At 61.3% G+C, this 24,941-nt stretch carries 25 protein-coding genes and 1 pseudogene; 13 read left to right on the top strand and 13 right to left on the bottom strand.

Translation table 11 applies throughout. The features are described from left to right. Positions 1 to 4: 4 nt before the first annotated feature. From C7G61_RS07040 to C7G61_RS07010, 7 genes are all read right to left on the bottom strand, one after another. Complete coding sequence (locus tag C7G61_RS07040; protein ID WP_108513345.1) at positions 5 to 961, bottom strand: respiratory chain complex I subunit 1 family protein; 957 nt, start codon at positions 959 to 961, stop codon at positions 5 to 7. Further along, positions 952 to 2,964, bottom strand: a complete 2,013-nt coding sequence (gene hyfB, locus C7G61_RS07035; RefSeq protein ID WP_108513344.1) for a hydrogenase 4 subunit B — start codon at positions 2,962 to 2,964, stop codon at positions 952 to 954. The genes C7G61_RS07040 and hyfB overlap by 10 nt, the downstream gene beginning before the upstream one ends. Beyond that, positions 2,964 to 3,260: a helix-turn-helix domain-containing protein gene (locus tag C7G61_RS07030; protein ID WP_108513343.1), complete on the bottom strand. Its 297-nt coding sequence runs from the start codon at positions 3,258 to 3,260 to the stop codon at positions 2,964 to 2,966. The genes hyfB and C7G61_RS07030 overlap by 1 nt, the downstream gene beginning before the upstream one ends. A 538-nt stretch (positions 3,261 to 3,798) precedes the next feature. After that, positions 3,799 to 4,098 carry a hypothetical protein gene (locus C7G61_RS07025; protein ID WP_108513342.1) on the bottom strand — a complete coding sequence of 100 codons (300 nt, stop codon included), beginning with the start codon at positions 4,096 to 4,098 and terminating at the stop codon, positions 3,799 to 3,801. A 137-nt stretch (positions 4,099 to 4,235) separates the two neighbouring features. Next, complete coding sequence (locus C7G61_RS07020) at positions 4,236 to 4,823, bottom strand: DUF2889 domain-containing protein (protein WP_108513341.1); 588 nt, start codon at positions 4,821 to 4,823, stop codon at positions 4,236 to 4,238. Between the two features lie 28 nt (positions 4,824 to 4,851). Then, positions 4,852 to 5,829, bottom strand: coding sequence for an NADPH:quinone oxidoreductase family protein (locus C7G61_RS07015; RefSeq protein ID WP_108513340.1), 978 nt, complete (start codon positions 5,827 to 5,829; stop codon positions 4,852 to 4,854). Positions 5,830 to 5,913: 84 nt separating this feature from the next. Continuing rightward, positions 5,914 to 6,987 (bottom strand): LLM class flavin-dependent oxidoreductase, encoded by a 1,074-nt coding sequence (locus C7G61_RS07010; protein ID WP_108513339.1) that lies wholly within the window; start codon positions 6,985 to 6,987, stop codon positions 5,914 to 5,916. A 178-nt stretch (positions 6,988 to 7,165) separates the two neighbouring features. Here C7G61_RS07010 and C7G61_RS07005 point away from each other — a divergent pair, with 178 nt between their 5' ends. From C7G61_RS07005 to uraD, 4 genes are all read left to right on the top strand, one after another. Continuing rightward, entirely contained in the window at positions 7,166 to 8,332 is a 1,167-nt protein-coding gene (locus C7G61_RS07005) for a mechanosensitive ion channel family protein (RefSeq protein ID WP_108513338.1), read from the top strand. Between the two features lie 141 nt (positions 8,333 to 8,473). Then, a complete protein-coding gene (locus tag C7G61_RS07000; protein WP_108513337.1) occupies positions 8,474 to 8,887 on the top strand; it encodes a DUF3830 family protein in 414 nt (137 codons plus the stop codon). Positions 8,888 to 8,889: 2 nt separating this feature from the next. Continuing rightward, complete coding sequence (gene puuE, locus C7G61_RS06995) at positions 8,890 to 9,828, top strand: allantoinase PuuE (RefSeq protein WP_108513336.1); 939 nt, start codon at positions 8,890 to 8,892, stop codon at positions 9,826 to 9,828. An 11-nt stretch (positions 9,829 to 9,839) separates the two neighbouring features. Next, complete coding sequence (gene uraD, locus C7G61_RS06990) at positions 9,840 to 10,724, top strand: 2-oxo-4-hydroxy-4-carboxy-5-ureidoimidazoline decarboxylase (RefSeq protein WP_108513482.1); 885 nt, start codon at positions 9,840 to 9,842, stop codon at positions 10,722 to 10,724. Between the two features lie 130 nt (positions 10,725 to 10,854). On the opposite strand, the gene C7G61_RS06985 is transcribed toward uraD, so the two are convergent. After that, positions 10,855 to 12,246, bottom strand: coding sequence for a nucleobase:cation symporter-2 family protein (locus C7G61_RS06985; RefSeq protein ID WP_108513335.1), 1,392 nt, complete (start codon positions 12,244 to 12,246; stop codon positions 10,855 to 10,857). Positions 12,247 to 12,430: 184 nt separating this feature from the next. On the opposite strand from C7G61_RS06985, the gene pucL reads away from it, so the two are divergent. The 6 genes from pucL (at position 12,431) to C7G61_RS06960 (ending at position 16,940) form a co-directional block, all read left to right on the top strand. Further along, positions 12,431 to 13,273 (top strand): factor-independent urate hydroxylase, encoded by an 843-nt coding sequence (gene pucL / locus C7G61_RS06980; RefSeq protein ID WP_108513334.1) that lies wholly within the window; start codon positions 12,431 to 12,433, stop codon positions 13,271 to 13,273. A gap of 54 nt (positions 13,274 to 13,327) precedes the next feature. Then, a complete protein-coding gene (locus tag C7G61_RS06975; RefSeq protein ID WP_108513333.1) occupies positions 13,328 to 14,611 on the top strand; it encodes an allantoate amidohydrolase in 1,284 nt (427 codons plus the stop codon). A gap of 335 nt (positions 14,612 to 14,946) precedes the next feature. Further along, the gene (locus C7G61_RS06970; RefSeq protein ID WP_108513332.1) at positions 14,947 to 15,141 is read left to right on the top strand and encodes a hypothetical protein; all 195 of its coding nucleotides are present in this window, start codon (positions 14,947 to 14,949) and stop codon (positions 15,139 to 15,141) included. Between the two features lie 309 nt (positions 15,142 to 15,450). Then, the gene (locus tag C7G61_RS06965) at positions 15,451 to 15,687 is read left to right on the top strand and encodes a helix-turn-helix domain-containing protein (RefSeq protein WP_108513331.1); all 237 of its coding nucleotides are present in this window, start codon (positions 15,451 to 15,453) and stop codon (positions 15,685 to 15,687) included. A 293-nt stretch (positions 15,688 to 15,980) separates the two neighbouring features. Then, entirely contained in the window at positions 15,981 to 16,559 is a 579-nt protein-coding gene (locus tag C7G61_RS43805; RefSeq protein ID WP_145963571.1) for a thermonuclease family protein, read from the top strand. Positions 16,560 to 16,733: 174 nt separating this feature from the next. Further along, positions 16,734 to 16,940 carry a hypothetical protein gene (locus tag C7G61_RS06960; RefSeq protein WP_108513330.1) on the top strand — a complete coding sequence of 69 codons (207 nt, stop codon included), beginning with the start codon at positions 16,734 to 16,736 and terminating at the stop codon, positions 16,938 to 16,940. A gap of 22 nt (positions 16,941 to 16,962) precedes the next feature. Here C7G61_RS06960 and C7G61_RS06955 read toward each other — a convergent pair whose 3' ends face one another. Next, positions 16,963 to 18,573: a recombinase family protein gene (locus tag C7G61_RS06955; RefSeq protein ID WP_108513329.1), complete on the bottom strand. Its 1,611-nt coding sequence runs from the start codon at positions 18,571 to 18,573 to the stop codon at positions 16,963 to 16,965. Between the two features lie 220 nt (positions 18,574 to 18,793). Between C7G61_RS06955 and C7G61_RS06950 the strand changes: the two genes are divergently transcribed. Then, positions 18,794 to 19,462: a GntR family transcriptional regulator gene (locus C7G61_RS06950; protein ID WP_108513328.1), complete on the top strand. Its 669-nt coding sequence runs from the start codon at positions 18,794 to 18,796 to the stop codon at positions 19,460 to 19,462. A gap of 387 nt (positions 19,463 to 19,849) precedes the next feature. Then, positions 19,850 to 20,023: a hypothetical protein gene (locus tag C7G61_RS44510; RefSeq protein ID WP_190241697.1), complete on the top strand. Its 174-nt coding sequence runs from the start codon at positions 19,850 to 19,852 to the stop codon at positions 20,021 to 20,023. Between the two features lie 473 nt (positions 20,024 to 20,496). Here the strand turns inward: C7G61_RS44510 and C7G61_RS06940 are convergent, their stop codons facing one another. Both C7G61_RS06940 and C7G61_RS06935 read right to left on the bottom strand, forming a co-directional pair. Further along, positions 20,497 to 21,078, bottom strand: coding sequence for a TVP38/TMEM64 family protein (locus C7G61_RS06940; RefSeq protein ID WP_190241696.1), 582 nt, complete (start codon positions 21,076 to 21,078; stop codon positions 20,497 to 20,499). A 316-nt stretch (positions 21,079 to 21,394) separates the two neighbouring features. Further along, positions 21,395 to 21,751, bottom strand: a complete 357-nt coding sequence (locus tag C7G61_RS06935; protein ID WP_338026053.1) for a hypothetical protein — start codon at positions 21,749 to 21,751, stop codon at positions 21,395 to 21,397. Between the two features lie 95 nt (positions 21,752 to 21,846). Between C7G61_RS06935 and C7G61_RS06930 the strand changes: the two genes are divergently transcribed. Continuing rightward, positions 21,847 to 22,338, top strand: coding sequence for a hypothetical protein (locus C7G61_RS06930; RefSeq protein ID WP_108513326.1), 492 nt, complete (start codon positions 21,847 to 21,849; stop codon positions 22,336 to 22,338). A gap of 509 nt (positions 22,339 to 22,847) precedes the next feature. Here the strand turns inward: C7G61_RS06930 and C7G61_RS47810 are convergent. Then, a pseudogene (locus C7G61_RS47810) lies at positions 22,848 to 23,015 on the bottom strand (IS110 family transposase); the annotation flags it as partial. 19 nt (positions 23,016 to 23,034) lie between these two features. Continuing rightward, complete coding sequence (locus tag C7G61_RS06920) at positions 23,035 to 24,228, bottom strand: CaiB/BaiF CoA transferase family protein (protein WP_108513325.1); 1,194 nt, start codon at positions 24,226 to 24,228, stop codon at positions 23,035 to 23,037. Positions 24,229 to 24,941 lie beyond the last annotated feature (713 nt).

Here is a 24,941-nt window from a genome sequence, read left to right as displayed (position 1 = left end):
TGCATCAGAAGCTCCTAGAGACGAACAGCAGGAGGGTGCCGAGCAAGCCCAGCATGAGCGCCGCGCCGAGGAACTGCGGAACGCGAAACACCCGCATCTTCGCCGTGGCGGTCTCGAACAGCGCGAGCAGGAAGCCGGCAAGCGCGAGTTTGGCGATGTAGGCGCCGGCGCCGATCGTGTAGGATAACGCGCCGCTGCCGTAGAGCGCGATCTGCCACGGGAGAAACACGCAGGCGATCAGCGAGACGTAGAGCAGCAGCTTCAGGAAAGCGCCGAGTTCGATCATTGCGAGGTGTCGTCCCGAATATTCCAGGATCATCGCCTCATGCACCATGGTGAGTTCGAGGTGCGTCGCCGGATTGTCGACCGGGATGCGCGCGTTCTCTGCGATCGCCACCATGAACAGCGCGACCAACGCCATTCCGAGCGACACCCGCAAGCCCACATAGGACGACGCCAGGAAGTGCGAGACGGTCGAGAGTTGCGTCGAGCCGGCGACCAGCGCCAGACAGAATACGATCAGCAGCATCGCGGGCTCGGCAAGCGCTGCGATCATGACCTCGCGGCTGGAGCCGATGCCGCCGAAACTGGTGCCGACGTCCATCCCCGCGAGTGCGAGGAAGAAGCGCGCGCTTCCGAGCAGCGCGACGATGGCAATGAGATCGGCGGTCCAGTTGAACAGCAGCCCGGTCGCGAAAGTCGGCACCAGGGCGGCCGCGACCCAGATCGCGGCGAAGGTGATGTAAGGTGTCACGCGGAACAGCCATGAGGCGTTGTCGGCCAGCACCACTTCCTTGCGCATCAGGCGCAGCAGGTCGCGATAGGGCTGAAAGATGGAAGGCCCCTGTCGGCGTAGCAGCCGGGCCTTGATCTTGCGCACGTAGCCGGTCAGCAGCGGGGCGAGCAGCAGCACGAGCAGCATCTGCACGCCTTGCACGATGATATCAGAGATCACGACCATATCGCGAGCACCAGCAGCAGCGTGACGAGGGTGGCAAAGACCAGGCTGAGATATCGCCGTATGGTCAGGAACTGCAGGCGATTGAGTCGCATCGACAAGAAGCCGACGGCATCCGCGATCGGCGCATATATTCCGCTCCAGACCAGGTCGTGCAATTCGATCCGGAGCCGTGCTGGCCGGAGGTCTCCCGGCGGCGGCATCGTGACGTGATCGCGGGCGTGAAATACTAGCGTGCCGAATACGCGGCGGATCGGTTGCGCAAAGCTGATGGCAGAATATTGCGCTGCGGGCGTCGCGTCGGAGAAACCACATCCCCAGGCCGGCCCCCGTCGCAGCGCGTGAGAGGCGAAGCGATGGATAAAATAAACCGCCAACGACGCGGCTGCCGTGATGAACACCATCACCAGCAATCCATTGTAGGAGCTGCGGCTCTCCGCAATCGGCACGATCGAAAGCCAGGGTTGACCGGTCTGGGCCGGCATGCGGCTGCCGAGAATCTGGGTCGCGACCGGCGCTAGCGCGTCGATCGCCAGTCCCGGCAGGATTCCGGCCAGCAGGCAGAGCGCTGCGAGAATGAACATGGCCGCGAGCGAGAAGCGATCGACTTCACCAGCGGTTTCTGCCGCCGTCCCGCGCGGCCGCCCGAGAAACGTCACGCCGTAGGTCTTGACGAAGCAGGCCGCCGCCAGCGCAGCGGCCAAAGCGAGCATAGCGCCGACCGCGGGTACCATGATCTTCAGCGCCCATTGCGGCAGTTCCGGACTCTGCAGCACGGCCTGGAAGATCAGCCACTCCGAAACGAAGCCGTTGAATGGCGGCAGCGCCGAGATCGCGACGCAGCCGACGAGGACGACGAAGCTCGTGAACGGCATGCGGTGGATGAGGCCGCCGAGCTTGTCCATGTCGCGCTCGCCCGTCGCCGTGAGAACGGCGCCGGCTCCGAAGAACAGCAGGCTCTTGAAGAAGGAGTGGTTAAGCGCATGAAACAAGGCGGCGGTGAAGGCGAGCGCCGCCGCCGCCTTCAGTCCATTGGCCTGGAACGCCATGGCGAGGCCGAGGCTGACGAACACGATGCCGATATTTTCGATGGTAGAGTAGGCCAGCAGGCGCTTCAGATCCTTTTCCATCATGGCGTAAAGAATCCCCATGACGGCGGTGATGCTGCCGAGGAACAACACGACCACGCTTGCCGGCCAGCTCGGCTGTCCCAGCAGATCGAACATGACGCGAATGAAGCCGTAGATCGCGACCTTGGTCATGACGCCGCTCATCAGCGCGGACACGTGGCTCGGCGCGGCCGGATGGGCGAGCGGCAGCCACACATGCAGCGGCACCAGGCCGGCCTTCGAGCCGGCGCCGAGCAGCATCAGGATCAGCACCAGCGTCGCCGCGTATGGCGTGTGCTGCGCGGCGCGAATGGCGGCAAAGCCGTAATCTCCCGCCGGTCCCGCCAGCAGGCCGAACGCGAGCAGCAAGGCGAGCGTGCCGAAGCTTGCCATCACCAGATAGACATAGCCGGCCTTGGCGTTGCCCCGTTCGCGATGATGGGCCATGACCAGCGCCCACGATGCCAGCGACATGAATTCCCAGCACAGCAGATAGGAGAAGGCGTCGTCCGCCAGCACCACGAGGTTCATGCCGGCGAGAAAGGCGGGGAAGAAGGGCAGCACGCGATGCGGCGCGGGGTCATGATGGCCGTAGCCGAGGCCATAGAGACTTGCCGACGCCCCACCCAGATTGATCACAACGAGGAAGAACGAGGCCAATGCGTCGAGGCGAAAGTGCGCGCCGAGCCACGGCAATCCGACCGGCAGGGTGAGCGCGGTGGCATCGGCGCCGCCGAGCAGGCTGCGCAACGCGCCGGCCAATGCAATCGCCGATACGGCAAGCGTCGCCCCGTAGATGACGGCTGTGGAGATCTTCGACCGGCCCAGAACGATCGCCAGCACAGCCAATCCGAGCAATCCGGCGACACAGACCATTTGCAGGGCGACGGCCGACATTATTTGCGCGTCCTCGCCCCGCTCGATGTCTTGCCTTCGCGATCTCCGGAAGCGGCCTTGAGCCGCACGCCGCGCCCGCCACTGTCGCTGTTCGCCCCATCGTCGATCAATTCGATGCCGGCATCGTCGAGCGCGGTGATCAGTTTCACCAGCGAATCGACATTGCCCCGAACCATGGTCTCACTCGCTTCCATGCGTTGAATGGTCGGCACCGAAAGCCCCGATAGTTCCGCGAGCCGCCGCTGATCGATGCCGAGAAGCACCCTGGCAGCCCGCAATTGAGCTGCTGTGATCATCAGTCTGTCTCGCCGGCGAGGCCCGGGCCGATTTTGGACATCATTTCTGCATCCTAAGTATTGATGTTAATGTGTCAATAAGTGATATCTCAGATATCTATTCTGAGGGGTGCTTTCCAGGGTTTCCGGGCGTCGCATGGGCGCCAAAGGGCGCCGCGCCGTGGCGCTCGACAGCATCGACGTTACCGTTCGAATTTGCGCGCTGCAGGCCACGTCCAATTTTTTGACGGTAGCCACATGATGAGCAGCGCCGAGATCATTGCGGGACTACGCGGCGGGCTGGCAAAACGAGTGCAGCGATGCAGCCGATTTGATCGGGCACTTGCATCTTGCGAATTAGCTGTTGCCTTGAGGTTTGGCCGGGTTTTGTCGTCCTTGCCCGTCGTGGCCTGAACAAGGCGGCGAGCACAATACCGACACCGTCAAGACGACTGCGCTTGGCGGCGTCGGCACATTGCAGCCGGTCCGAGACGGCTGCGGCCGAAGCGGTTCGCTCCAGAACCTCAATATTCGAAAGCGACGCCCGCAGCTTCGAGCTTCAGAGATCGATGCTGACCGCGATGTTACGGCCTCTCAATTCGGCAAAGGTGGTCGTGTGCGCCAACAGCTTCGCGAATGCTTCGTCCTTTGCCAGTGCTTCCTGTACCTTTCCGTACACTTCCCAGCTGGAATAGCGCGTAGAGATGAGAAACTCCCCGGCCCACATACCGGTGTGAAACCGGGAAAGCCGAAGAAATTCAGCGCCGTGCTTTTCGAAGATTGCCTTGGCCTGCTTGGCGGTCTTGACCATTTCCTCAGGCTTGTCGCTCTTGAAGCGCGTAAATTGTACAATAGCCATGACCTAATCCCTCCGCTGAGGCCCCTTAGGTTAAGTCTAGGGGTGGCCGCCGAGGTTCACAGGGATCCGATCAGCGATAGCCTCGTGAAGGCGAACACACGCGATAGCTGATCGCGCCAAGCCGCTCTTTGGTGCTCCTAATCCTTTTCCGCCGGCCTGGTCGCGAACTGCGGGAACATCGCGGCGACGACCGGGCCGTCGGTGCGCCAGGAATGGCAGCCGCCGATGAAGAATGGGCGCTCGCCGGAGTTCTGCTGGTTCTCCAGCGTATCGCGGCCTTGCGGCTTCTTGCCGTAGGATATGGTCTGGTACAGCGTGGTCACGGCGGGGCCGAGCAATTCCATCAGATGCGTGCAGGTCTCGAGCCGGCCGATCTTGCGCCGCACCGTTTCGCGCCAGCCCGGACCGATGCGCTCGCCGATCAGTCGCTCAAGGATCGGCTCGACCTCTATACAGGTCGGGTAGGGCGTCGCGCGCATCATCGCTTGCGCCTCGCGGATGGTCATGCCGTCGTCGATCGCGAGCCGCAGGCCGATATCGTGCACGGGATCGCCCGGCTTCAGTTCGCCGCGAAAGCGGTCGGCTCGCTGGATGAAGGGTTTTGTGTCGCGTAGCCACGCCTCGACTTCCCAGAGCCCGTCGTCGCGCAGAAAGCCTTCGCATTCGACCGACCGCGTGTGCATGAGACGGCGGCGGGTTTCATGACCGTCATTTGCTGAAGGCATCAGCTTGTCCTGTTTCGACGCCGGCGCTTCAGCCGAATTTGACGATCATCTTCCCGAGCGCCGATCGCGATTGCATGGTCTTGAACGCCTCGCGGAAATTCTCGAACGGCACGACCTTGCCGACCACGGGCTGCAATTTGCCCGAGGCCAGCCAGTCGAACAATTGCGCCATCAGGCGGGCGTGGGTTTCCGGCTCGCGCTTCTGGATCTGGGCGAGATCGACGCCGAGCAGTGCGCCGCCCTTGAGCAGCGGCAGGTTGAAGGCCAGCGCCGGAATCGTGCCCGAGGCGAAGCCTACGACCAGATGTCGCCCGCGCCAGGCGATCGAGCGAAACGCCTGCAGCGCCACTTCGCCGCCGACGGGGTCGAAGATCACGTCCGGCCCATGCCCGCCTGTCAATTCCTTGAGCGTATCCCGCCAATCCGGCCGGGTGTAGTCGATGGTCTGATCGGCGCCGAACTGCACCGCGAAGGCGCGCTTCTCCGCCGTCGAGGCGGCGGCGATCACCCGCGCGCCCATCAGCTTGCCGATCTGGACGGCGGCGATGCCGACGCCGCCCGCCGCGCCCAGCACCAGCAATATCTCGCCGTCGCGCAGCGATGCACGGGCATCCAGCGCGTAAAGCCCGGTCAGATAGTTGGCCTGAAACGATGCCCCGGCCTCGAAGGGAACCTGCGGCGGCAGGTGCTTGAGCGCCGCAGATGGCACCGAGATATATTCCGCTAGCGCGCCGGAATGGGTCATGCCGATCACCGGCATGCCCGGATTGAACGCCGTGACATCGTCGGCCACGGCGTCGACGATGCCGGCAAATTCCGTTCCCGGCACGAACGGCAGCGGGTCCTTGGTCTGGTAAAGTCCCTGCACCTTCAGTCCGTCGACGAAGCCGATCGCCGCGGCGCCGACCTTGACGCGGACGCAGCCTTTGGAAACGCCGGGCGTATCGATCTGCTTGATCGAGATGCCGTCGATCGAATCATAGTTCTCGACAACCACGGCCTTCATGCGATTTCTTTCATGCGTTTTCTTCTTGGGCTCCAATGTATTACGCCGGCATCTTGAGATCCCTGCAAATTCTTCGGGTGAGGTCTACTCGGCCGCTTCGGCCTGCTGATCGATCTCCAGCGCGCCCACCTTGATGAGTGGAATGAGGTCGCGGCCGATTGCCACCGTGTCGTGCGGGTTCTCGAAACCACGCAACAGGAAGGAATGAATGCCGAGCCGGTAATACTCCAACACCGCCGCCGCGATCTGTTCGGGCGTTCCGACCAGGCACGACGTATTGCCCGGCGCGCCGGTGGCGCGCGCGATACCCATCCACAGCCGCTCGTCATGCACGTCGCCGCGCGCGGCGTAGCCGAGCAGGCGTTCGGCGGAAGTGTTGGTCGGCTGCGGCGCGGCGCCGGTCTTGCGCTCGACGTCCGCCAGCAGGGCGTTGGCCTTGTCCCACGCCGCGCCCTCGGTTGCCGCCATGATCGGCCGCAGCGACATGTTGAAGCCGACGCTGCGTCCAAAGGCTGCGGCGCGGCGGCGGAAATCCTGCACCCGCTCCCGCGTCTCCTTGAGCGGCTCGCCGAAGATCGCGAACACGTCGCAATGCCGCGCGCCCATCTCCAGCGCGCCTTCCGATGAACCGCCGAAGAACAACTGGGGGCAGGGCTGCTGAAACGGCTTGATGTCGGAATAGCCGCCCTCGACCCGGTAGAACTCGCCGTGGTGGTTGATCGGGCTGTCGCTGCTCCAGAGCTTCCGCATCACGTCAAGATACTCGCCGGCGCGGCGGTAGCGGTCGTTCTTGGGCAGGAAGTCGCCCTCGCTGGCCTGGTCCGCGTCGCTGGTGCCGGCGATGATATGCAGCGCCATCCGCCCTTGCGTGAGCTGGTCGAAGGTCGCGACCTGCCGTGCGGCAAGCGCCGGCGCCACCGAGCCCGGGCGGTGCGCGATCAGGAACTTGATCCGCTCGGTGTGGTCGGCGGCATAAAGCGCAATCGCAAAACCTTCGGCGGCGGACGCGTAATATCCAACGAGAACAGAATCATAGTTCCACTGCTCGTGCAGCCGGGTGAAGTCGATCACCCACTCCCGCGATATCTGTCCCTTGATCAGGTGAACCGCGACGCCTTCCTGCTGGGTGCCGATCATTCCGATGATTCTTGCGGGCATGGGTGTTTCCTGAGGTCGCTTCTATTGGAAACGATGAAACGCGGAACAAGGCGGGAAAGCAAGCAAACCCATCGAGTTGCGGAATGCGCTCAGGTATTGCTGCGCTGCATCAGACACGGGACCCATCCGCCGCAGCCCGCGTTAGCGGCGGATCGTGTGCTACGCAGCGGGAATTTGCATGGACGATATTCTGTCATGGTTCGAACAGATGTTTGGCTTTGTGCCGCAATGGCTGGTGGGGCTCTGCCTCGTCGTCGGTGCCATCGTCGTGGCGCTTTTCGTGCATGGTATCGCAGCGCGCATCATCAAGCGGGCGGTCGGGACGCGCTGGCCGGCCGTGACGTTGCTGCTGCAAAGGGTCGCCGGCCCGGCCCGGCTGGCGCTCTGTCTCGTGGCCGTGGCGCTGGTGCTGCCGCTGGCGCCGTTGAACGACGTGCTTCGCGAGCAGCTCAGGCACTTTTTCATTGTCGCCGTCATCGCGCTGATCGGATGGATCACGGTGCGCGCCGTGGACATGGGGGCTGCGCGCTATCTGCAGCGCTTTCGCCTTGATACCGACGAGAACTTTCTCGCCCGCAAGCACGTCACCCAGGTGCGTGTCTTCAAGCGCGTGATCGATACGTTGATCATCATCATTGCGGTCTCGACGGCGCTGATGACCTTCGAATCCGTCAAGCAATATGGCGTCAGCCTGTTTGCCTCCGCCGGCGCAGCCGGCCTGATCCTCGGCCTTGCCGCCCGGCCGCTGCTCTCAAACCTGATCGCCGGCGTTCAGATCGCGATCACCCAGCCGATCCGGATCGAGGACGCCGTCATCATCGAGAATGAATGGGGCTGGGTCGAGGACATCGCCTCGACCTATGTCGTGATCCGGTTGTGGGACTGGCGCAGGATGGTGGTCCCGCTGTCCTATTTCATCGAGCGTCCGTTCCAGAACTGGACCCGCGACACCCAGTCGCTGATCGGCGCCATCGCCTTTCATGTCGATTACTGCACCGATGTCTCGCGGATCAGGCAGCGGTTAGAGGAGGCCGTGCGCGAGTCCAGATTATGGGATGGGGCGGTGGTCAATCTCCAGGTGATCGAGGCCAGCCCGCGGGCGATCGAGATTCGGGCGCTGGTCAGCGCCAGATCTGCGCCGCAATCCTGGGATCTCCGCTGCGAGATCAGGGAAAAGCTGCTCGCGTTCATTCGCGAAGAGATGCCCGAAGCGTTCCCGCGCGAACGCGCGATGGTATCGCCCCCGATCGCCGGCTTTGGCAGCGCGTTCGAGCATGGCGATGGGCCGCCCCGTCCGGGCGGCGATGCGCCGTCCCGGCCGGTCCCGGCGCGGGCCCATAGCTGAGGCCCGCGGGGACAGATTCCTGTTCCAAACGCTCCGCGTCGAAACCTTCCGCGAGACTGGAATCGTCCTTGCTTCCATCAATCCCGGCTGTAATGGATACCGCTGAACCACTTCCTCAAATACATCCAGAAGAAGAGATCGATGAGCCAACTGATTGTGCGTGCCGGTGAATTCACCTTCGAGGCCCGTTTCGAGGAGCAACTGGCGCCCAAGACGGTGGCCGCCTTCCGCAAGGCGATGCCGTTCGAGAGCCAGGCGATCCACGTCCGCTGGAGCGGTGAGGGTGTCTGGATGCCGCTCGGCAATCTCGATTTCGGGGTCTCCTACGAGAACCACACCAGCTATCCCGCGCCCGGCCAGATCATCCTTTATCCCGGCGGCATCAGCGAGACCGAGATCCTGCTGGCCTATGGCGGCGTGCATTTTGCGAGCAAGATGGGCCAGCTCGCCGGCAACCATTTCATCACCCTGACCTCGGGGCTGGAGAACCTGACCGCGTTCGGCAAGGCCGTGCTGTGGAAGGGCGCGCAAAAGATCCGCTTCGAGGAAGTGTGAGCATGGCTGCGCCCGCCTATCCGCGCGACTTCCGCGGCTACGGGCGCAACCCGCCCGATCCCCGATGGCCCGGCAATGCGCGGGTCGCGGTGCAGTTCGTGGTGAATTTCGAGGAAGGCGGCGAGAACAATGTTCTCGACGGCGATCGCGCCTCGGAAGCCTTCCTGTCCGACGTGCTGGGCGCGCAGCCCTGGCCCGACCAGCGCCACGCCAATATCGAATCGATGTTCGAATATGGCTCGCGCGCCGGCTTCTGGCGGCTGTGGCGGATGTTCACCGAACGCAATTTGCCGGTGACCGTGTTCGGCGTCGCGATGGCGTTGAAGCGAAACCCTGATGTGGTCGCCGCCATGAAGGAGGCTGGCTGGGACATCGCCAGCCACAGCCTGAAATGGATCGAGCACAAGGACATGTCGGAGTCCGAGGAGCGCGTCGAGATCGCGGCGGCGATCCGTATCCACACCGAGGCGACCGGCGCACCCCCGCTCGGCTGGTACACCGGGCGATCCTCGATCAATACGCTCAGGCTTCTGATGGAAACCGGCGGATTACTTTATCTCTGCGACTCCTATGCCGACGACCTGCCATACTGGATCAGGGCGCGCGGGTCGAAGCCGCATCTGGTCATTCCCTACACGCTCGACGCCAACGACATGCGTTTTGTGAACGCGCAGGGCTTTGGCGGCGGCGACGAATTCTTCAATTATCTCAAGGACAGTTTTGACGTCCTTTACAGGGAAGGCGAAACCGCGCCGAAGATGATGTCGGTCGGCCTGCATTGCCGGGTCGTCGGCCGTCCCGGCCGCGCGGCGGCGCTGATGCGGTTTCTCGACTACATCGGACGGCACGAGCGGGTCTGGGTGCCGACGCGGCTTGAGATCGCGCAGCACTGGCACGCCAATCTGGCGCATCTTGCCGACGATGCTTTCGATATCGGATGAGGTCGAAAGCGATGTTGAACAAGCTTTCCGATCTCAACATTTGCAGCCAGGACCACTTTGTAACCGCGCTGGCAAATGTCTTTGAGTATTCGCCATGGATCGCCGAACAGGCAGTCGCGCTGCGGCCGTTCGCAGGTGTCAACGAGCTGTTTGCCGCGATGAAGTCGGCGGTCGATCGCGCGCCTGAGGAATTGCGTCTGGCGCTGATCAGGGCGCATCCCGATCTCGCCAGCAAGACCCAGCGCGCCGCGGGCCTCACCGCGGAATCGGACGCCGAACAGAACAGCGCCGGTCTGGACCGGCTTTCGGATGCTGAATTTGTTGCGTTCGAGCGCGTCAACGACGCCTACCGCGCCAAATTCGGCTTTCCCTATGTCGTCTGCGTTCGGCGCCACACCCGCGATTCCATCCTGCGCGATTTCGAGCGCCGGCTGCCGAACGATGCAAAGGCCGAGGCGCAAACCTCGATCGGGGAAATCTGCCGGATCGCGGCGCTGCGTCTCGACCAGCTCGTCGCGTCCGAGGACAAGCTTCCGGTGCACGGCCGCCTGTCGACCCATGTGCTGGATACCCACAGCGGCAGGCCTGCGGCGGGGATAGCGGTGGAACTGACCGAGCTGTCCGAACTTGGCGAGGCCCGCGTGGTGGCGCGCGCGGTCACCAACAGCGACGGCCGCACCGATCAGCCGCTGATCGGCGGCCGGCCGGTGCCGATCGGTCGCTACGAACTGGCATTTCACGTCGGCGCCTATTTTACCGATCGCGGCGTGCCGATGTCCGATCCTCCGTTTCTGGATCGCATTCCGCTGCACTTCTCGGTGAGCGACCCGGAAGCCCATCTCCACGTGCCGTTGTTGGTCACGCCCTGGAGCTATGCGACCTACCGCGGAAGCTGATCGCCGAATCGTAGGTGGAGTGGGCAAAGCGCAGCGTGCCCACCATTCCAGGCGATGCCGTTGATCGATGGTGGGCACGGCGCAAGTGCGCCTTTGCCCATCCTACGGCTCGAAATATGAGGCTCTGAACCTAGTGCGTCGCCGCTGCCGTAGCCGCTGCGGCATCGGCTTCCGCTGTCTTGCCGCTGACGCCATTGAGGAAGGCGTTCAGCGCCACCGCAACCAGCGCGCTGAGCAGAATGCCGGACTCCAGCAACGGATGCAGGCCGTGCGGCAAGTTCTTGAAGAAGTTGGGCGAAACCAGCGGGATCATGCCGAAGCCGACCGATATCGCGACCACGAACAAATTGTAACGGTTGTTCTTGAAGTCGACCGCGGTGAGGATGCGCGCGCCGGTGGCCGCCACCATGCCGAACATCACGAGGCCGGCGCCGCCGAGCACCACCAACGGCACGGCCTCGACCAGCGCCGCCATCTTTGGCAGCAGCCCGAGTAGCAGCAGGATGCCGCCGCCGGCGATCGTGACCCAGCGCGAGCGCACGCCGGTGACGCCGACCAGGCCGACATTCTGCGAGAACGACGTGTAGGGAAAGGTATTGAACAGCCCGCCCAGAAATGTGCCGACGCCGTCGGCCCGCAAGCCACGGGTCAGCGCATCGCGGCTGACCGCCTTGCCGGTGATCTCGCCAAGCGCCAGGAACATGCCGAGCGATTCGATCATGACCACGATCATCACGATGCACATGGTGATGATGGGGACGAGCTGAAACTTCGGTGGCCCGAAATGCAGCGGCAGCACGATCGCGGCCCACGGCGCCGCGGCGACTTTCTCGAAATGCATCATGCCGAGCACGGCGGCAAGAACGGCGCCCGCGACGATGCCGAGCAGCACGGCGACATTGGCGACGAAGCCGGAGCCCCATTTGATCAGGCCGAGGATCACCAGCAGCACGAACAGCGCAATGCCAAGGCCCTGCAACTGGCCGTAGGCGGGATTTGGGAAAGCGTGCGGCACGCCATCGATCATTTTGGTCAGGGTCGGCAAGCCGCCGCCGGCCCAGTTGATGCCGACCCGCATCAGGGAAATGCCGATCACCAGGATGATGGTGCCGGTGACGACGGGCGGAAATAGCGGCAGCAACCGGCTGATGAAGGGTGCGGCAACAATGGCAAATAGCCCGGCCGCTATCACCGAGCCGTAGATGCCGAGCAGGCCGATATCAGGCGCGGTCGCCATCGACAGCATCGGCCCGACGGAGGCAAACGTCACACCCATCATCACTGGCAACCGGATACCGACGCCGGGGAAGCCGATACATTGCACCAGCGTGGCGATGCCGCAGGCGAACAAGTCGGCGCTGATCAGGAAGGCCACGTCTTCCGGCGGCAATTTCAGTGCGCGGCCGATGATCAACGGCACGGCAACTGCGCCGGCATACATCACCAAGACATGCTGCAGGCCGAGCGCCAGCAATCGCGGCGTCGGCAGGATCTGGTCGACTGGATGGACTTCGCCGCTCATGTTCGGACTCCCCCCTGGATGCAGGCCATCGGGCCTGTTTGAACTGATACAAGGCTCGTGCCAGAAGCTTGTCCCCCAAGGACCTTGTGCCCCCAAGATCTTGCCCTGTGGCACGAAGGTTGCTCAATATTGAACCATAGCGGGTGGATCCCCGCAAATTGCAGGTTGAACGGGAGGCGTTCGGATGCCGCTGATCAGGAACAGATATGGTAAGGGCCGCGTCCGGGTTATGCGGATTCACCGGAACGGCGACCAGCACGAAGTCAGCCAGCTCAGCGTCAAGGCAATGATCGAGGGCGACTTTGCCCGCGCCTATACCCACGCCGACAATTCCACCTCGGTTGCGACAGATACGATCAAGAACATCGTCAATGTCGTCGCCCGCGAGAACACAGGCCTGAGCACCGAAGATTTCTGCCAGGTGCTGGCGAAGCGATATCTCGACACCTATCCGCAGATTGCCTCGGTTGCGATCACCGCGCACGAGACCAAATGGAGCCGCCTGAGTTTCGGCGGCAAGCCGCATCCCCACAGCTTCGTGCTCGACAGCAACGGCAAGCCGTTCGTCGAAGCCTCAATGGCGCGCGGCGGGCAAATAGCATTGACGTCCGGTATCGACGGCTTTGCCTTCATGAAGTCGACGCAGTCCGGCTGGGAGAATTATCCCCGGGATCGCTACACCACGCTGCCGGAGACCGCCGACCGGATGTGCGCCACCAGCATGCTGGCGTCCTGGAAGTGGTCGGGGGGACCTGCGAATTATCCGGCGGCCAATGCGCGGATTCTCGGCACCTTGCTCGAAGTGTTCAGCACGACCTACAGCATGAGCGTGCAGGACAGCCTGTACCGGATGGGAGAGGCGGCGCTGGCAGCCGTGCCGGAAATCTCGGAAATCAGCATGGCCTGCCCGAACATGCACTTCATTCCGATGAACCTGTCGGCATTCGGGCTGGATAACAATAATGACGTTTTCCTGCCGACCGACGAGCCCCACGGCCAGATTGAGTGCACGGTGGGAAGGGGTTAAAAGGCACGCCCACCCATCGAGCAGCGCCGATCGAAGCGCGCTACCTGGAACGGCATGAGCGAGACGAAGGCGGTCACCAGCGCGACCACAGGATTACGGCTCGGCGACGAAATCGTCAGCCGGATCAATCAGCTCGGGGCGATTTCCGAGACAGCTGAGCATCTGGCTCGGATCTTCCTTTCGCCTGAACATCGCACAGCGGCCGATCTCCTCATGTCGTGGATGAAAGATGCCGGAATGGCCGCGCATCTTGACGCCATCGGCAATGTCTGCGGCCGCTACGAGGGCGAACGTCCCGGCTTGCCCTGCCTAATGCTGGGTTCGCATTACGACACCGTGCGCGACGCCGGCAAATGGGACGGCCCGCTCGGCGTGATTACGGCGGTCGCCTGCATCGCCGACCTGAACCGGCGCGGCGTGCAATTGCCGTTTGCGATCGAAGTCGTCGGTTTCGCCGACGAGGAAGGCGTGCGGTTTGCCTCCACGCTGCTCGGCAGCCGGGCGGTCGCCGGCACCTTCGACGAAAGCGTGCTCAATGCGCGCGATGCGAACGGCCTCACCATGCGCGAGGCGATGGCGCAGTTCGGGCTCGATCCCGATCACATCGGCGCGGCGGCGCGCACCCGCCGCGAGCTGCATGCCTATGTCGAGCTGCACATCGAGCAGGGGCCGGTGCTGGAGCAACAGAACCTGCCCGTCGGCGTGGTGACGGCAATAGCAGGCGCCACACGGCTGGCGGCGAACCTGACCGGCATGGCCGGGCACGCCGGAACCGTGCCGATGGCGATGCGGCGTGACGCGCTGGCCGGCGCCGCCGAATGCATCGTGGCGGTCGAGGAGTTCTGCAAGGCCGATAGTGCCGGACTGGTCGGCACCGTCGGCGCCATCACCGCGCTTCCGGGCGCCACCAACGTGATCCCGGGCAAGGTGTCGTTCACGCTGGACATTCGTGCGCCGACGGATGCGCACCGCAAGCTTGCGGTGGCCGATATCGTCCGCCGCATCGAAGCGATCGCGAAGCGGCGTGAACTCTTACTGCAGATCGACGTCACCCACGAAAACCGCACCGTGCCCTGTGCACCGTGGCTGAAAGCGCAGGTAGCGGAAGCGGTTGCGGCGGAAGGCTATGGCATGTTCGAACTGCCGAGCGGGGCGGGGCATGACGGCATGGCGATGATCGATATCGCCGATGTCGCCATGCTGTTCGTGCGCTGCCGCGGCGGCATCAGCCATAACCCGGCCGAGCACGTCGAACCCGCCGACGCCGATGCCGGCGCGCGTGTGCTGCTGCGGCTGATCGAGAATTTCCGGCCAAGGGAAGCGGGCGGCACCACCTGATCGCAGGACCTCCCAGCTTTGGTCAAGGGGGCTGAGCGTCCTTGGATGGACGAGCATAGCGCTGTGCTCGCCGCCGTCCAGGACGCTTCGCGCCGGCTACGCCGGTGCCGATGGCATCCTGGATATCGCCTGCGCGCGGCGCTGTCGGGTTCGGTAGGTCGGAACGAAGGAATGGTCGCAAGCGGCCGAACAAAGGAATGAGGCTTACGGTTTCGCGGGCTGTGTACTCCTGAGGTTTGCGTCATACAGCGTCTGGCTGTTGAGCGTCGAGCACAAGGCGGAGAGCAAGCGATCGCCGACGCCGCGCAAGGCGCGCGCATGGCCTTGGCCATGTCGTGAAGCTGGCCGGTGTCGTTGCCGTCATTGACAACATCACTCGTCACGATCAGCTTGTGTTTGTCATCGACGGCGATCTGGACGTTGTAGCCCGCCACGACCTGACCGTTCTTCGACAACAGCCGGGCATCCGGATCGGTTCGCGACAACTGTGTCTCGCCGCTCTCCTCCAGCTGCGTCAGATCGGCCTGTAGCTTCGCGCGCCTTGCCATCAACGCCGCGACTTCTTCCGCGATATCGCCGCCGTCGCGCCCATCGCCATCCCGTCCCGCTGGCGGGGATGCCGCCTCCGCACAGTCGTTGGCCTTGATCGCGGCACCATGCGCTTGCAGGATCGGTCTTTTTCATCCGAAGCCCAATTTCTGCGATTCATTCGTGGTTAATGGAAGCTTTCTCTCAAAATTGCGGCTCTGTGGCTGATGCGAGTCTGACATTGGTATCCTTGCTAATGAAACGACAATAAACTAAAAAGGGTCAAGTGGACTCTTTGGTGACAATTCCTCATGTCGATCTTGCCCCAACAATCGCGCGGCGCTCGCGGCCTGTTAGACTGGACTCAGGCCGATCTGGCCGAAGCCGCTACACTCGGCCTATCAACGATCAAAAATTTTGAGAGCAACCGACGGGAAACGACGGCAGCCAATCTCAATGCCATCCGCAGCGCGCTCGAGGGGGCTGGAGCCGAGTTTATCCCAGCAAGGAATGGTAAGGGCGTCGGGGTGCGGCTACGAGAAGGCTAGAAGGCCCTGGCACTCTTGAGAAAGCGCCTTAGAATTTTCATTTTGGTCAGCGCATTTCGGGGATGGCCAGCCATGAGTTTTCCCAACTGAAGGATGAACGCCTTGGCATTTTGCGAAAACGTCGGACGACTTTGCAGGCGATGGCGTCCGCCTACGCAAACAAGCTTCGCGAGGAAATGGACCGGCGACAGCTTAGGCTTACGCCGATCAACTGGCCCGAGAGTCCCTAATTCGCGAACGATTCTTCTCGCCAAACTCATTCAGAATTAACGCCGCGTCGGTACCAATAGCGGATGCCCGATAACATTCACAGATTTCGCCAAACGAAGTGGACTGTTCCGAAGCGGTTCAAGGTTGCCGACTTCAAACCGAAGCGCCATGGTTCGCGTTACTTTTCTGGCTTCGTGGTGCTGTGCGTACTTATTGGCGTGGTGGCCGTTCAGGCATGGCCAAAGTTATCTTCTCAACTTAAACCTGAACTGGCCAAGTCGTCTCCAGCGTCTATTTCGGTACGCGTGCTCGATGGCGACACAATAAGCCTAGAGGACGGAAAGCCGAACGTTCGTCTGGTCGGGTTCAACGCGCCAGAAACAGGAAGTCGAGCCCGATGCGACGCAGAGCGCCAGAAGGGCGAAGCTGCCAAACAGCGTCTTCGCGAACTCGTTAGCAACGGCCAATCAGACTTTCATCAAGTCGCCTGTTCCTGTCCGCGGGGTGCGGAGGGCACGGATGCTTGCAACTTCGGTCGTCGCTGCGGCACTCTCCGAGTCAAGGGCGTGGATGTAGGGTCAACTTTGATCAATGAAGGCTTGGCCGTTCGTTTTGTCTGCGGCGCAACAAGCTGTCCGACGCTCCCACGCCCGTGGTGTTGAGGCGATTCAACTCAAAGTGCTGTCAATAGGCGCGAGCGGACTCGCTTGGAGATTCCTCAAGAGTCCGTCGCCGCCCCCCTGACTTAATTTCGGAAAATCAGAAATTTCGCTTGCGCTGTCGGGCAAATCAGTGGCTTATGAGACACCTGGTTGTTTCCCAGGAGGTTCCTCTCAATGTCCGACCAATCTTCGGAGCTTGTCGAGATATCCAAGCTCAACGGCGACTTCAGAAAAAATTACGGTAAGCTAGTCGGCGCCTATCTTTATCTGCGATCCATCAGCGCGGCGCGGGGCCGTTCAATCCTTTGGCAGATGTTTGCGGTTGCCATAGCTTTCCTGGTCTATTGGCTGCGAACACGTGGTTGGCATCTGCCGACATAGATCTTCCACCCAATCTGCTGCTCTAAATACGGCTGCTTCGAGCGATCTGCTTTGTCGCGGTTCTTGTCCTCCGATGGAGACTCTGGGTCAGTGCCTCGGCAGTCTCAAAGCAATCGAATGCAAGGCGTTCACGTGCCTGAATGGTGAATGTGAAGTGGCTCGCGTGATACCTTTCAGTCAACGTGTGGGTTGGTATCGTGAGATAATCGAGGACAGACTGGTTGTCATCGGCGAGCCTGATCACAACGATCCAGCGATCAGGCCTCTTTGGCCGGTAAACTCGCCATTGTGTTAGGCATCCCTCCTTTGCTTTTTGAGCACGGGCAATGCGGAACGAAACGCCAACCTTTGCGTCAATACGAAGCTGATCATCGGAGGGGCCTATTACGATTCGGCGGCCCAATTCGTCGAGTCTCGCTGCTACCTCACGCACAAGGCTGGCCCTCACGTCAGCCCAAGCCTGCTTGGTATCAAGGAAGGAATAATCTCTCTCTGTAGAAATATAACCGATCAAACTGTAGGCATTTCGAAGAGAGCCGAAGTGGTGGTAGAACGTTTCTACGTGGGGGAGGCCACTTGTGTTATTGATAATGGCCATGCTTAGGCGACCTCTCTTGAAAAGTGTCCGGCGCAATCGCGATAGCATTTCACCTTCAGAGATTTCAATTCGCCTGTCCTGGAGGATGCGTTGGACGCGCTGGAAAACGTTGGGATCGACTATTGGTTCGATACATCGCTCGGCACGAACCCACTTGTCGGGCGAATTCGATACCTTGCGAGTCCCCAATTTGTGTGACTGGCGATTATACACAACGTTGCCGATGTAGTTCTCATTTCGAAGTATCCGGCAGACAAGACCTCGATTCCACGGGCGGCCAATCCAGGTTGGTATCGCTTGCCGATTGAGTTCCCGAGCAATCTCCTCGTCGGACTTTTTCTTCAAGCATTGTTGAAATATCCACCTCACGACGGCGACTTCGTCTGCCGCACCTTGCCGAATCCTCACTCGGTCAGTTTGCAGAGATTTGGCCTCGCCCTTTTTGAGCAGGCCTTTTGAGTTCCGATTTTCGTCAACCAATTCCCGACGGAGTCCATAGCTAAGTGGGCCGCCATGACGAAATCCAAGGCGGACAATGCGGGATTGGCCGGCATGAACTTTTGTCGACAGCTCACGACTGTACTCAGCGGCCATCACTCTTTTGAGGTTCTTCACGATGCTGGAAAGCATGCTTCCGTCGTTTTCGAACTGCTCGGCGCAATATTCGACCTTGATGCCCGCTTGTTTGCAGATGAATTCGTAATGCGCGCTTTCGTCGGTGTCCTGAAAGCGCCCCCATCGGCTGACGTCGTAGACCAGAATGTGATCGAAGTCGGCACGGTCGGATTGAACGTCGTCTAGCAATTGAAGCAGGCCAGCCCGGTTCCGAAGCTTTAACCCGCTTTCGCCCTCGTCGCGATACGTACGGACGATGGCGAGATCGTGGGCCTGAGCGTATGCCCCGATCGCTACGGCTTGATTCTCGATGGAGTACCGCTGATGGTCAGTTGACATGCGGACATACTGTGCCGCGCGAAGCGCCCTCTGAGCTTTTGCCAGTTGCGTATTGGGGCGGATGACGAGCGCATTGACCATGGATCAACGCTCCGGAATGCCGCAGCGAAGACCAGCAGCTTCGCTGCTTGGCGACTGGTATATATCCAAATCCCGGAGTATGGAGAATGCAAGATCTGAATTAGCTGCTTGCTCCGCAATGGAGGGATGATGGACGTAAGACCTCTTCATAATGAACAGGATTACGACTGGGCGATCCGGGAGGTAGCGTGTTATTTCGAGAAGATGCTGCGCGACAGCTTTGCCGAGACGAACGGAAGAGCAGGAAGCGGTCGGCGATGACGGCTATCGCCGCATCCGCACCGACATCGTGTTCGGCCGGCTCCGCCCGGGACAGAAGCTCCGGCTGGAAGGCCTCAAGGAGGATTACGGCGTCAGCGTCTCGACGCTGCGCGAAATCCTCAGCCGGCTGGCCGCGGAGGGCTTTGTGCTGGCCGAGGGCAGGCGCGGCTTCGAGGTGGCGCCGATCTCGGCCGGAAACTTGCGGGAGCTTGCGGAGCTTCGGCTGCTGCTGGAGCAGCATGCAATGGGCGTGTCGTTCGCCAATGCCGATGTCGAGTGGGAAGGGCGCGTGGTCTCCGCCCATCACAAGCTGGCGTCAACCGAGCGGCTGATGGAAACCGGCCTCGGCGAGCTGGAACAGTGGAAGCGCTATGACGGCGAATTCCATCAGGCGCTGATCTCCAATTGCGGCTCGCGCATGCTGATGGAGACGCATGCCTTGGTGTTCGACAAATATTTCCGCTACCAGATCATCGCGTTCAGCTATCGCGGCAGCGAGCCCGCCGCCCAGCACAAGGCGCTGCTCGAGGCCGCGTTGAAGCGAGATGCGGCCGCTGCCGCTGAAACGCTGCGCGCCCATGTGAACAATTGCGTCGAGCACGCGCTCGCGACGGCGGCGCTGAAGTGAGCTCGTAGGTGGGGTAACGCGCCGACCTAGCCGCGGTCGCCGCTCGCTCGCTACGGCGCTATGTGGTGGCGCGCTCGCTCGCGGCTTGCTATCCTAGGCAGATGGGCGGTCGTCGCTCAGATTGATGGTGTTGAACGGAGTCGGGCAAGCCCGCTCCAAGCATCATTGAGGAACGACCATGAACCAGTATGCCGGAATCGACGTGTCATTGGAATACTCAAGCGTGTGTTGTTGACGCCAACGGCAAGATTTTGCGCGAGGTCAAGCTGGCCAGCGAAGCGGAGGCGTTGATCGCCTGGTTCCGTTCGCCCGGCCTTCACATCTGGGAAATCAAGTCGAGCGGGCCTTCATGGCGCGCTCTCTGTCGATCGATACCGAATCCAACGCATGCGGCTCAGTCGGTTTCTGAAATCTCTTTGGCTGGGCTTTCCCAGCCCTTACCGCTTCTTTGGCGATGTTCTCAGCGAGCAGATCACCATACTCGATGACCGCGAGCCTGAAGGCATGGCGGATCGACCGCAGCCGCCGCTTTACTATGTCAATCATATCCCCAGCCCCTGAAATCGGAGTGTTTGGCATGGCATGGCGCGGAGCCCTATGGCGTCGGCCAGGGCAACGAGTCCCGAAACGCGCGCCAGTCGGGGCTGGTCGTTTCAAAATTTCTGATGCAAAACTGACAGCTACTCCGATGGCAAGACCTGTCCAGAACATGCGTGGATTCTGGCGCCCCTACGGGGCGGTTTCGCGTCAGGCAGCTGGCGGTTTCAAGTCAGGCTGGCGGCGGTTTTCTAAACAGGAAACCACGAGGCGAAAACCCCGCCCTTGGAGGGCGTGCTTTCAGAGCATTCGTCTTATCCGACTCCCAAAAGGTTCAAGGAAAACTTCGGCGACCGCATTTCGGCATGCCGCTAGATTACACCGCATGCGACACAGTGACGGGCTGCCAAATCATATCATCAAGGTCGGGCACGATTGATGGGGCTAGTTCTCGGTCCTGATCAGCAAGTCGGTCGGTAAATTGGCCGCATAGTCGCCTACAGCTTCACCCGGAGGATCTGCTTTACCCGCCAGGAGATAAGCGCCATGATTGCGACGATGAGTACAATCGTCGCGAGCGTGAAGCTGAGTGGTTGATTGTCAAGCAATGAAGCCCGCCCGGTGGCGCCGAGAAATGTGAACAAAAATATCTGGGGGCTTGTGAATATAAACGTCGAGATTGCAAACGTCGGTAGGTCTATCCTTGTAAGGCCGAAAAGGTAATTTTGTAGCGAGCCAGGCACTGAAACGCCTAAGCGCATCAATGCGATAATGCGCCAGCCGTCATCATCGACAGCTCGAGCAATAGCAATCAGCTCCGGCTTTCGTTCCAGCTTCCGCCTTACCCAGTTGGAAGCGACATAGCGCGACAGTAAGAACGCCAGAACGCATCCCGCCGTCCCTCCCACGAGAATGATGGGCGCCGCCCAAAGTCCGAACGTGGCGCCGGCGGTGACAATGAACACGGTCCGCGGAAAAACGATGAACGCGGCCATAGCAAAAAACAGCCCAAGCGCTAAGGCCGAGCTGGGCGACAGGTGCCCCCACGTTTGGAACAGTTCAACGAAATAGTTCGTCATGAAAAGTGCCCGATCCCGGGAAGATGTAACTTCAGGCCCGCCATAATGCATCAAGTTTCGACGTCCCGTGTCACGCTTCCCCCGGCGCTGCCACGAGAAAGCAACAGTTAGTGGTTTGGCTTCTCATGTCGGAACCTCGGCTGGCGACTATGGCTCGGACCAAACCAGCCGGGATTCCATCGGGCAATAGGCAGCCTCAGCGCAGCAGCCCCGCGCTGAGGCTGTTGGCTTTACTGGCCTACTTCCGACCTCCCGAACACCTTGAGATGGTCAGGGTCGCCAACCTACTTGCCCGTATCGACGTAGATCCAAACTGTCACGTCAGTTCGGAGAAACGATTAGGATCATTCCCATCAGAATGGCGCCTGCAGTCGCACACAGGATCAAGCCGGGGATAGCCATGAGCCAGTAGGACTTCATAGGTCCCTCTTGAGCTTTCTCCGCCCCGGTGATGTTCTTCCCGCGAGGGATTAAACTCCCGAACCTGCCCGCGGTTCAATGCTCGCATCACGCCGATTCGAGCGGACATCTTTGGTCCACGCTGTTCGACCACCAGCATTAGCGCCTCGATCGCGGCTTGCCATTCCGGCAAAGCGGCTTCCTTCTTTAGCAGGCCGGTTATGTGGTTCGTCGCGTCGCGCAAGGTCGCAAGCTTTCTGCCGGCCGCCAGCACGATCGGCTCGTCAAACTCACGGCTCCAGCCTGATTTGCGCTCTGACGTCTCCCCGCCCGGGGAACTCCAACTGGAGGCAAGCGCGAGACGCAAAGATGGAAAACGGCCCCAGCGCTGTCGTGCTGGGGCCGCCTATTGCCCGATGGAATCCCGGCTGGTTTGGCCCGACTCATAGTCGCACCCGAGATTCCAGCGCGCGCGGAGGTAAGATCCTAATTGTCGCGTTCTTGTGGCGCTGCAAAGGACTGGCCTATCTCGACTTGATTGTTGCGGCCTCTTCGGAGCGCTTCTTTTGCCACGCGTCATATTCCGGAGTCCCCGGTCGGGGCGGCACCCCCTTCGGCATTCCCCCTAACCACGTCGGCACGCTGTCCGCGACCGCCCCGCTAACCGCTGGTCGCGGATCGGATGCGCACGCTGGCAGCACCATGAAAGCCATCGTCGCTAATGCGGGCTTGGTTATCATGATTATCACTAGCCGCTTCACTCAGCGTTCTGTCCGCATGAATTCGCTATGCTCAGATATTAATCGCAAGTCAGGATCGGCACTCAAGGATTGGGACGCTTCCCTCCAGACCGGGCTCTGAGGGTGCTCCGCTACGAGAATCCAGGCGATCATGCCAAAAGCGAATAGAGCTGCAGCTACCATCCAAGGATCCCGCACCATGGCGTCCTCCTCTGGTCGTCCAATGGCGAGGGTAGCACCGGCGCGCGGCGCCCCAATTCACGATTGCGAGTGTCTGAGAACTACCGGATTGACCGAGAAGTTGGTTCGCGGCACAACAAGCCCTACGGCGTCGGCCAGGGCAACGAGTCCCGAAACGCGCGCCAGTCGGGGATGGCTGTTTCAAAATCTCTGAAGGCTTCGCACTGCATAAGCGAAAGGTTGGCTATAATTCCAACCGCTGGCGCCACTCAGCAACTCCGTACCGATTGCCCGACTCAAGCTGGCGCGGTTTCGAAATGGTCCCGACAAGTGTTGTGCGAGGTCGTCAAAACGACCCGCTCGATTTCCTCGGGGGATGCGATGAACGCGCGCCGTCCGATCAGAAGAAGTAAGACCGCCAGGCCCTCCGAAACAGTGAAATACTTTTAGCCTTTTGGATCCGCGCAGGCTGTTCTCCACGTCGCGAAGCTTCGATTGCACCAACTTGCGGGCCGTCAGTGTCGCCCGCGTCTCTTCGCTCAACGACTTGCAATGCACCGGTCGGAACCAGCCCAGCCGCATCAGCTGCGCAATCCCGCGCGCATCGTTGCGATCGGACCATCTACGAAACTTCGAATCACACCACCTTGCGCTGGCGTAACTCGGCAATCTCATCCTTGCCGAAACCGAACTCGGCCAGCACTTCCTCAGTCTGCTCGCCGAACTCCGGCGGACGCGCGGCCATGCTGCTAGGCGTGCGCGACAGCGTCACCGGCTGGCCGACGAGCTGGATGTGTCGGTTCTCGTCGTTCGGCACGTGCTGGGCGATGCCGAGGTGCTTGACCTGGGCGTCGTCGAACATCTGGTCGATCGAATAGATCGGGCCGCAGGGCACGCCAGCCTCATTCAATTCCCTGACCCAGGTTTCCGTCGATTTCCTTTCGGTGAGCCTGCCGATCGCTTCGTTCAGCGCGTCGCGGTTCTTCGAGCGCGCGGGCGCGGTGGCGTAATCGGGGTTGGTGACGAGTTCGGGCGCGCCGATCGCCTGCGCGCAGCGTTCCCAGATCCGCCCGCCTGTCGTGGCGATGTTGATGTAGCCGTCGGAGGTCTTGAACACGCCGGTCGGAATCGAGGTCGGATGATTGTTGCCGGCCTGCTTGGCCACGTCCTGTTCCATCAGCCAGCGCGAGGCCTGGAAATCCAGCATGAAGATCTGCGCCTGCAACAGCGAGGTCTGCACCCACTGGCCCTCGCCGGAAACGTCGCGCTCCAGCAGCGCGGTGAGGATGCCAAGCGCGCAGAACAGCCCGGCAGTGAGATCTGCGACGGGGATGCCGACTCGCATCGGACCCTCACCGGGCGCGCCGGTGATCGACATCAGCCCGCCCATGCCCTGCGCGATCTGATCGAAGCCCGGCCGCTTGTGATAGGGGCCATCCTGGCCGAAGCCGGAGATGCTGCCATAGACGATGCGCGGGTTGATCTGGCGCAGGCTCTCATAGTCGATGCCGAGTTTGGCCTTCACGTCGGGGCGAAAATTTTCGACCACGACGTCGGCCTGTTCCGCGAGGCGCTTGAACACTTCGAGGCCCTTGGGGTCCTTCAGGTTCAGCGTCATGGCCCGCTTGTTGCGGTGCAAATTCTGGAAATCCGAGCCCCGGCGCGGGCCGCCCGGCTGCTCGCCGCCGCCGTCTTCCAGCAGCGCATCGATCTTGATGACGTTGGCGCCCCAGTCCGCCAGTTGCCGCACACAGGTGGGCCCGGAGCGAACGCGGGTCAGATCGAGCACGGTGAAGCGGGAAAGGGCCTGCGAAGCGCGGGGGAAAGGCATTGAGAAACCTTGTTTTTCTGGATTTTCGCATGGGAGGGCAGACCGGTCTGACTAAAACAATAACGATCTGGCGCCGATTTCCAACTCCTTGTTCAATGCCCACAGGGCCGCGGACCTATGAAGCGGGGCTGATAAGGCTACCACCAAGCCACCTACACCGTTTCCGCGCGGGAACCGAATGCGCCGCGCCTGCAGTTAATTTCTGTAATTTCAAGTTCGCCGCGCGTGGAGGGCTTTACCTCTTGTAAAATTTGATGACGCGTTGTCCGCTTTAAAGCTGACGAGCCGCATATTTCTGAGCATGGTTCAAGGTCTGCACAGCAGGAACCCGCGAGGATTTCAATTGCACTCATTGCGGCGCGGTTTACGCGATCTGCGCGCGCGTGATAGCGGTGGGGCAACTTGCGCCGAATACGGGAAGGTTATAGCCAGTTGGAGCAGTACCGCTATCCCCAGTTTCACCTTGATGCTGACGGGTCGTCCGCATGACGCACCTAACGCCCTAAGGACCCCACCAGCTGACCGCGATCCTACGCCAGAGGAAGAGGGCAAAGACCCGGCTGCGGTGGCTTTAACTAAGAGAGGGCGTAGCCGGAGATCGAAAGCCAGCTCGCGCGATCAGTGATCGGCAAGTCTGCTGACCTTGATCCATCCTCCCGTTAACCTCAATATTTCAACGATTTACGCCAATCGCATTGCGGCATTCCGGCAGC

The sequence above is a fragment of the Bradyrhizobium algeriense genome (assembly GCF_003062295.1).
Taxonomy (GTDB): Bacteria; Pseudomonadota; Alphaproteobacteria; order Rhizobiales; family Xanthobacteraceae; genus Bradyrhizobium; species Bradyrhizobium algeriense.
The sequence above is the reverse complement of the archived record's forward strand: the minus strand, read 5'-3'. Positions and strand labels throughout refer to the sequence as shown.

Bases quoted from the DNA above. Each gene is read 5' to 3' on its own strand.
- C7G61_RS07040 (WP_108513345.1), bottom strand. From the start codon at position 961: ATGGTCGTGATCTCTGATATCATCGTGCAAGGCGTGCAGATGCTGCTC.
- hyfB (WP_108513344.1), bottom strand. From the start codon at position 2,964: ATGTCGGCCGTCGCCCTGCAAATGGTCTGTGTCGCCGGATTGCTCGGA.
- C7G61_RS07030 (WP_108513343.1), bottom strand. From the start codon at position 3,260: ATGATCACAGCAGCTCAATTGCGGGCTGCCAGGGTGCTTCTCGGCATC.
- C7G61_RS07025 (WP_108513342.1), bottom strand. From the start codon at position 4,098: ATGGCTATTGTACAATTTACGCGCTTCAAGAGCGACAAGCCTGAGGAA.
- C7G61_RS07020 (WP_108513341.1), bottom strand. From the start codon at position 4,823: ATGCCTTCAGCAAATGACGGTCATGAAACCCGCCGCCGTCTCATGCAC.
- C7G61_RS07015 (WP_108513340.1), bottom strand. From the start codon at position 5,829: ATGAAGGCCGTGGTTGTCGAGAACTATGATTCGATCGACGGCATCTCG.
- C7G61_RS07010 (WP_108513339.1), bottom strand. From the start codon at position 6,987: ATGCCCGCAAGAATCATCGGAATGATCGGCACCCAGCAGGAAGGCGTC.
- C7G61_RS07005 (WP_108513338.1), top strand. From the start codon at position 7,166: ATGGACGATATTCTGTCATGGTTCGAACAGATGTTTGGCTTTGTGCCG.
- C7G61_RS07000 (WP_108513337.1), top strand. From the start codon at position 8,474: ATGAGCCAACTGATTGTGCGTGCCGGTGAATTCACCTTCGAGGCCCGT.
- puuE (WP_108513336.1), top strand. From the start codon at position 8,890: ATGGCTGCGCCCGCCTATCCGCGCGACTTCCGCGGCTACGGGCGCAAC.
- uraD (WP_108513482.1), top strand. From the start codon at position 9,840: ATGTTGAACAAGCTTTCCGATCTCAACATTTGCAGCCAGGACCACTTT.
- C7G61_RS06985 (WP_108513335.1), bottom strand. From the start codon at position 12,246: ATGAGCGGCGAAGTCCATCCAGTCGACCAGATCCTGCCGACGCCGCGA.
- pucL (WP_108513334.1), top strand. From the start codon at position 12,431: ATGCCGCTGATCAGGAACAGATATGGTAAGGGCCGCGTCCGGGTTATG.
- C7G61_RS06975 (WP_108513333.1), top strand. From the start codon at position 13,328: ATGAGCGAGACGAAGGCGGTCACCAGCGCGACCACAGGATTACGGCTC.
- C7G61_RS06965 (WP_108513331.1), top strand. From the start codon at position 15,451: ATGTCGATCTTGCCCCAACAATCGCGCGGCGCTCGCGGCCTGTTAGAC.
- C7G61_RS43805 (WP_145963571.1), top strand. From the start codon at position 15,981: ATGCCCGATAACATTCACAGATTTCGCCAAACGAAGTGGACTGTTCCG.
- C7G61_RS06960 (WP_108513330.1), top strand. From the start codon at position 16,734: ATGTCCGACCAATCTTCGGAGCTTGTCGAGATATCCAAGCTCAACGGC.
- C7G61_RS06955 (WP_108513329.1), bottom strand. From the start codon at position 18,573: ATGGTCAATGCGCTCGTCATCCGCCCCAATACGCAACTGGCAAAAGCT.
- C7G61_RS44510 (WP_190241697.1), top strand. From the start codon at position 19,850: ATGCGGCTCAGTCGGTTTCTGAAATCTCTTTGGCTGGGCTTTCCCAGC.
- C7G61_RS06940 (WP_190241696.1), bottom strand. From the start codon at position 21,078: ATGACGAACTATTTCGTTGAACTGTTCCAAACGTGGGGGCACCTGTCG.
- C7G61_RS06930 (WP_108513326.1), top strand. From the start codon at position 21,847: ATGGAAAACGGCCCCAGCGCTGTCGTGCTGGGGCCGCCTATTGCCCGA.
- C7G61_RS06920 (WP_108513325.1), bottom strand. From the start codon at position 24,228: ATGCCTTTCCCCCGCGCTTCGCAGGCCCTTTCCCGCTTCACCGTGCTC.